Here is a 6,799-nt window from a genome sequence, read left to right on the forward strand (position 1 = left end):
GCGGCGGCTTGCCGTGGCCCGGCACTGACCCCCCACAGCAACGAGGGAGTTAGCGTGAGCAAGACCTTCAGCATGCCCATATCCGGGAGCGGAAGGCGCCGTTCGGCGATCGCCGCCGGTGCCGCGGTCGCCACCGCGGCGCTGCTGGCCACCGGACTGACCACCGGATCCGCCGGTGCCGCACCTGCCGACGCGGGTGCCAGGGCGGGCGCCCAGCCCGCCAAGCTCACCGCGTCCGCCCGCGCCGAGCTGCTGCGCGACGCGAACGCCACCAAGGCCGACACGGCGAAGACCCTCGGCCTCGGCGCGAAGGAGAAGCTGGTCGTCAAGGACGTCATCAAGGACGCCGACGGCACGACCCACACCCGCTACGACCGCACCTACGAAGGACTCCCCGTCCTCGGCGGCGACCTGGTGGTCCACCAGGCCAGAAACGGCAAGGTGAGCGGCGTCAGCAAGGGCACCGACGCCACCGTCAAGGTCGCCACCACCAAGGCCGAGGCCGCCCCCAGCGGCGCCGCGCGCACCGCCGTGAAGGCCGCCGAGGCGCAGAGCAGCAAGCAGGCGAAGGCGCAGACCCCGCACAAGGTGATCTGGGCCGCCACCGGGAAGCCGGTCCTGGCGTACGAGACGGTCGTCGGCGGCGTCCAGAAGGACGGCACCCCGAACGAGCTGCACGTCATCACCGACGCCGCCACCGGCAAGAAGCTGTACGAGCGCCAGGGCGTCGAAACCGGCAGCGGCCAGAGCGAGTACAGCGGCAAGGTGGAGCTGGGCACCTCCAAGGAGGGCAGCGGCTACACCCTGACCGACGCCGACCGCGGCGGCCACAAGACCCTCAACCTGGAGAACAAGGAGGACGGCGAGGGCAAGGCGTTCACGGACGAGGACGACGCCTGGGGCAACGGCAAGGGCGACGACCCGCAGACCGCCGCCGTGGACGCCCACTACGGCGCCGCCACCACCTGGGACTACTACAAGAAGGTGCACGGCCGCGACGGCATCGGCGGCGACGGCAAGGCCGCCACGTCCCGCGTCCACTACGGCGACAGCTACGTCAACGCGTTCTGGGAAGACTCCTGCTTCTGCATGACGTACGGCGACGGCGAGGGCAACAAGGCCCCGCTGACCGCCATCGACGTCGCCGCGCACGAGATGTCCCACGGCGTCACCTCCAAGACGGCGGGCCTGGAGTACACCGGCGAGTCCGGCGGCCTCAACGAGGCCACCTCCGACATCTTCGGCACCGCCGTCGAGTTCAGCGCCAAGAACACCGAGGACCCGGGCGACTACCTCATCGGCGAGAAGATCGACATCAACGGCGACGGCACCCCGCTGCGCTACATGGACAAGCCCAGCAAGGACGGGCAGTCCGCGGACGCGTGGTCCGACAAGGTCGGCGACCTCGACGTCCACTACTCCTCCGGCGTCGCCAACCACTTCTTCTACCTGCTGTCCGAGGGCAGCGGCGCCAAGGAGATCGACGGCGTCAAGTACGACAGCCCGACCTCCGACGGCAAGAAGGTCGAGGGCATCGGCCGGGACAAGGCCGAGAAGATCTGGTACAAGGCCCTGACCACGTACTTCACCTCCACCACGGATTATCACGCGGCGCGTGAGGCAACCCTGAAGGCCGCGAACGACCTCTATGGGAAGGACAGCGCCGAGTCCAAGGGCGTCGACGCCGCCTGGGCGGGGGTCAACGTCAAGTAGCACCAACGTCGGGGAGAACCTGCGGCGTTACCGATGCGTAACGCACAACATGTGGCCGGTGCCCGGGGATTGTCCCCGGGCACCGGTATGTTTTCTTCACAGCAAAGACACATCTTTGCCTGGTTGACCGATACGTCGGTCAACCTCCCATGACAACAGGAGATACGCGTGGATTCACGCTCGACGTCTGCCATATCCGGCATATCCCGTCACAGACGCTCGCGTACCGCCCTCGCCGCCGGAGCGGCCACCCTGGCCGCCTCCCTGCTCGCCGCCGGCGCCGCCGCGGTCCCCGCGAGCGCGGCCACTCCGACGCCCGACACCGCCAAGTCCCTCGGTCTCGGCGGCAAGGAGAAGCTGGTCGTCCGTGACGTCGTCAGGGACGCGGACGGCTCCGTCCACACCCGTTACGAGCGCACCTACGACGGGCTGCCCGTCCTCGGCGGCGACCTGATCGTCCACCAGACGCCGAGCGGCACCAAGGACGGCGTCACCAAGGCGACCGACGCCACCATCAAGGTCGCCGACACCCGCGCCTCGTTCGCCGCCTCCGGCGCCCAGCGCACCGCCCTGGCCGCCGCGAAGGCCGCCGACGTCACCGGCGCCACCACCGAGCGCGCCCCGCGCAAGGTGATCTGGGCCGCCACCGGCAAGCCCGTCCTCGCGTACGAGACCGTCATCGGCGGCCTCCAGAAGGACGGCACGCCGAACCGGCTGCACGTCATCACCGACGCCGACAGCGGCAAGAAGCTGTACGAGTACCAGGCCATCGAGAACGGCACCGGCACCGGCCAGCACAACGGCAAGGTGACCGTCGGGTCCGTCAAGAGCGGCAGCCAGTGGCTGCTGAAGGACACCGCGCGCGGCGGCCACCAGACGTACAACTCCAAGCACTCGTGGGACGACACCAAGAAGGGGTCGGCGTTCTACGACCCCGACAACGTCTGGGGCAACGGCAAGCCCACCATCGCGCAGACCGCCGCCGTGGACGCCCACTACGGCGCCGCCATGACCTGGGACTACTACAAGAAGGTCCTCGGCCGCAACGGCATCAAGGGCAACGGCAAGGCCGCGTACTCCCGCGTCCACTACGGCGACGCGTACCAGAACGCCTTCTGGGACGACGCCTGCTTCTGCATGACCTACGGCGACGGCGAGGGCAACAAGAAGCCGCTCACCTCCCTCGACGTCGCGGGCCACGAGATGAGCCACGGCCTCACCTCGGCCACGGCCAACCTGGAGTACAGCGGCGAGTCCGGCGGCCTCAACGAGGCCACCTCGGACATCTTCGGCACCGCCGTCGAGTTCTACTCCAAGAACGCCAAGGACCCGGGCGACTACCTCATCGGCGAGAAGATCGACATCAACGGCGACGGCACCCCGCTGCGCTACATGGACAAGCCCAGCAAGGACGGGCTGTCCTACGACTACTGGAAGAGCGGCGTCGGCGAGGACGACCCGCACTTCACGTCCGGCATCGCCAACCACTTCTTCTACCTGCTGGCCGAGGGCAGTGGCCGCAAGGTGATCGGCGGCGTCACGTACAACAGCCCGACCAAGGACGGCCGGGTCGTCAAGGGCATCGGCCGCGCCAAGGCCGAGAAGATCTGGTACAAGGCCCTGACCACGTACATGACCTCGACCACCAACTACGCCAAGGCCCGCACCGCGACGCTCAACGCCGCGAAGAAGCTGTACGGCGCGAACAGCACCGAGTACAAGACGGTCAACAACGCCTGGGGCGGCGTCAACGTCAAGTAGCCCCTTCGCCCTCGGCCGAGCGTGTCCGCCGGCCGAGGGCTCTCATGGCTTCCCCACCGCTGATTCCGACATGTCTCGGTCCGGTACCGGTGCGGTCCCGGGCCGGTTCTGTCCGCCGATCGGCGGTTCTCTTCCGCGAGGAATGGGATACAACTCTCTATTGAGGGTCAAGCGGGGATTTGGGGGGCCTGAGATGGCTGATGAATCCGCACTGGCGCATCTGCACTTCGGGCGGGAGGACGCCGAGCGGGACGTTACCGACGGACTTCTGCTGCGGGGCGGCTTCCTGCGGACCACCGCCTCCGATGCGGCGGTATCCGGGCGGAAGACCCTGATCATCGGGCGCAAGGGATCCGGCAAGAGCGCCATCTGCATGCACCTGATGTCGGACGGGGTACATCCCGGCGGGAAGGTCCTGATCACCCCGGACGACGCGGCCGGCGACGAGATCCGGCGGTTCGAGCTGCAGGGACTGCCCGCCGACTCGGCGAAGGCGCTGATCTGGCGGTACGTCTTCGCGATCCACGCCGCGCGCCATCTGCTCTCGCACGCCAAGGACGCACACGGCCGCAAACACCGCTCGCTGAAGGCCCTCCACCGCTTCCTGAAGCAGAACGACGAGTTGCCCGGCGACCGGTTGGGGAATCGGCTGGCGCGAGGGGCGAGGGGACTCCAGACAGCGCTGTCGCTGGAGGCGTTCGGTTTCAAGGCCGGTCTGGAGCTGGCCTCCTCTCCGTCGGAGGGCGCGCGTGCGACACGACAGCTGGAAGTGCTCGAGGAGGGAGTGGCACGGGCCTTCACCGCCCTGGGGTGCACCAGCACCCACAGCCCGTTACTGATCCTCGTCGACCAGCTGGAGCGGGTGTGGTCCGCCGAGCCGGACAGCAACTCGATGGTGATCGGGTTGCTGCTGGCGGCCAAGCACACGATGGGGCTGTACGGGCAGGCAGTGCGGTGTCTGCTCTTCCTCCGCTCGGACATCTACGACTCGCTGTCCTTCGGGGAAGGGGACAAGTTCCACGGGGACGAACTGCGGATCGCATGGACGGACCAGGCCCTGCGGGACCTCGCCCTCGCCCGCGCGCGGGCCACGGCCGGGGCCGGGCTCACCGAGGAGCGACTGTGGCGGGAGATCTTCCCGAGGACCGTCCGGGGAGAGGGAACCCCGGACTATCTCTTCGGCCGGTGTCTGCCACGGCCCCGGGATGTGATCCAGTTCCTCAACCTCTGCCAGGAGACCGCCTGGCTGACGTACGGCCGGAACCGGATCACGGAGGCCGACATCCACCAGGCGAGCCTGCAGTTCTCCGCGTGGAAGCTGAAGGACCTGGTCCTGGAGTACCTGGTCGCCCACCCCTTCCTGGAACGGCTCTTCCCACTGTTCCAGAACACCGGCTATGCGGTGGCCCGTGCCGCGCTCGGCGGCCGATTCGAGGAAGCCGCGGAGACATTGCACCGGTTGTTCCCCGCGTACGCCGAAGCCCTGACCCTCTCCGGCGTCATCGACGTCCTGTACGGGGTCGGCTTCCTCGGCGTGCGGCGCGGCAGCGATGTGGTGTTCGCGGGCGGCGGCGAACTGCCCGTACAGCCGCACGAAACCGAATTCCATGTCCACCCGTGCTTCCGGGCGGCCCTCGGCGCCACCAGCGCGATCGACCTGCACCGCTTCGCGCCCGGGGTGGCAGGCGCCCGCATCGCCTCGGGCAACATCGGCCACTTCGCACCGAGAGCGTCCCTGGTCAGCCACGACTACCGGCTGCTGGGCGAGCTGAGGCGCTCCTGCCACTCGATCCTGGCGCAGGTGGGCCGCGCGGTCGACCTGTCCCAGGACGCCCGGGACGAGATCACGCAGCGGATCTCCCGCGTCCTCGATCACCTCGGCGATCCCCCCGGCGATGACATCCTCTTGCAGGATCCGGAGCATCATCTCCTGGGCGCGGCACACTACTTCATCACCCTCGCCGCACAGCTGAACGCCAGCGGGCTGGACACCGCGAGGTCCGGAGGGGTCGCCCACCGCATCGAGGACGAGGCCCGTCGGCTGAGGCAGCTCGCAGGCGGCTCGTTCGGTAGCTCGGGAAACTCGGCGGGCTACGGCTACTGATCGTCGCTACCGACGAAACTGACGGGGGATCCAGGCGCGCTGTGAGCGTGACTGGTCAAGGGGGAGGAAAGAGTTGCAAGGAACATTGGTGGCCGGACGGTTCCGGATCACCCACCTGGTAGGCAGAGGCGCCATGGGCGAGGTGTGGGCCGCCCTGGACGAACGAATGCAGCGGAACGTGGCGGTCAAGCTCGTCCACACGCGTCCGGACATGAACGAGGTGGAGACCCGGCTCAGATTCCAGCGTGAAGTGCTGCTGTCGGGCCGGCTCTCCCACCGGAACATCGTCACCGTCCATGACTGGGGCGAGGAAACGGTGAGCGGTCGCGAGGCCCTCTACCTGGTGATGGAGCTGGTCTCCGGGGATTGTCTCCGCGCACGGCTCAACGAGTCCATCCCGCCTTGGACGCTCGCCGCCGGGTGGGCCGGGCAAATCGCCCAGGCGCTGCACGTCGCCCACCGAGCCGGGGTGGTGCACCGGGACATCAAGCCTTCCAACGTTCTGCTCACCCCCGAGGGCACCTTGAAGGTCCTCGACTTCGGTGTCGCCAAATTCCTGGGTGACACGCTCCGAGTCCACGAACTCACCGCCACCGGCACGCCCCTGGGCTCCCCGCCTTACATGTCCCCGGAGCAGGCTCTGGGTGATCGCGAGGTCGACCACCGCAGCGACCTTTACTCCCTCGGCTGCCTGCTCTACCACGCGGTCACCGGCGGCCAGCCCTTCACCGGGAGCAATACGTGGGCCGTTCTCCGTATGCACATCGAGGAGACCCCCTTGCCACCCAGCGCCCTCGCCCAGGATCTCCCCGAGGCCCTCAATGACCTCATCCTGCGCCTGCTGGCCAAGGCCCCCGACGATCGCCCGGCCGACGCTGAGGCCGTGTACGACGCATTGGGCGGGATCCTCCTCGACCACGCGGCGGCGCTACCCGCCGACGGCTGTCTGGACCTGACGCATTTCGGCTACACGGACACCCTGGCCGGGCGGATGCTGGACAGGGCGCGGCAGATCCTGCGACAGGCTGCCGAGGCGGCCACGGCCGCGAACGAGAAGGCCAAGTCCTCCGCCTCCTTGCAGGAGGTGGAGGCACTGGACAACAGCGTCCGGATCGTCGCAGAGGCCGAGAGCAAGGCCCGATCGCTGTGGTCCGAAGCGATGCGGGAAGCCGAGCAGAAACGCGCGGAGGCTGACGCCCTCTTCGAGGAGACCCGCGCCAA

At 68.4% G+C, this 6,799-nt stretch carries 4 protein-coding genes; all 4 read left to right on the forward strand.

The annotated features are described in order from the left end of the window. Positions 1-72: 72 nt before the first annotated feature. Entirely contained in the window at positions 73-1,713 is a 1,641-nt protein-coding gene (locus tag ACH4TL_RS01445) for a M4 family metallopeptidase (RefSeq protein WP_398313735.1), read from the forward strand. 168 nt (positions 1,714-1,881) lie between these two features. Next, the gene (locus ACH4TL_RS01450; protein ID WP_398313598.1) at positions 1,882-3,474 is read left to right on the forward strand and encodes a M4 family metallopeptidase; all 1,593 of its coding nucleotides are present in this window, start codon (positions 1,882-1,884) and stop codon (positions 3,472-3,474) included. A gap of 193 nt (positions 3,475-3,667) precedes the next feature. Continuing rightward, entirely contained in the window at positions 3,668-5,578 is a 1,911-nt protein-coding gene (locus ACH4TL_RS01455) for a P-loop ATPase, Sll1717 family (RefSeq protein WP_398313596.1), read from the forward strand. 88 nt (positions 5,579-5,666) lie between these two features. Continuing rightward, positions 5,667-6,799: serine/threonine-protein kinase (locus ACH4TL_RS01460; protein ID WP_398313594.1), on the forward strand; the 1,133-nt coding region annotated here is incomplete at its 3' end.

Source organism: Streptomyces sp. NPDC021115 (assembly GCF_044333065.1).
Lineage (GTDB): Bacteria > Actinomycetota > Actinomycetes > Streptomycetales > Streptomycetaceae > Streptomyces.

What these genes read in the sequence shown, in the direction of transcription:
- ACH4TL_RS01455 (WP_398313596.1), top strand. Translation starts at nt 3,668, where the DNA reads ATGGCTGATGAATCCGCACTGGCGCATCTGCACTTCGGGCGGGAGGAC.
- ACH4TL_RS01445 (WP_398313735.1), top strand. Translation starts at nt 73, where the DNA reads ATGCCCATATCCGGGAGCGGAAGGCGCCGTTCGGCGATCGCCGCCGGT.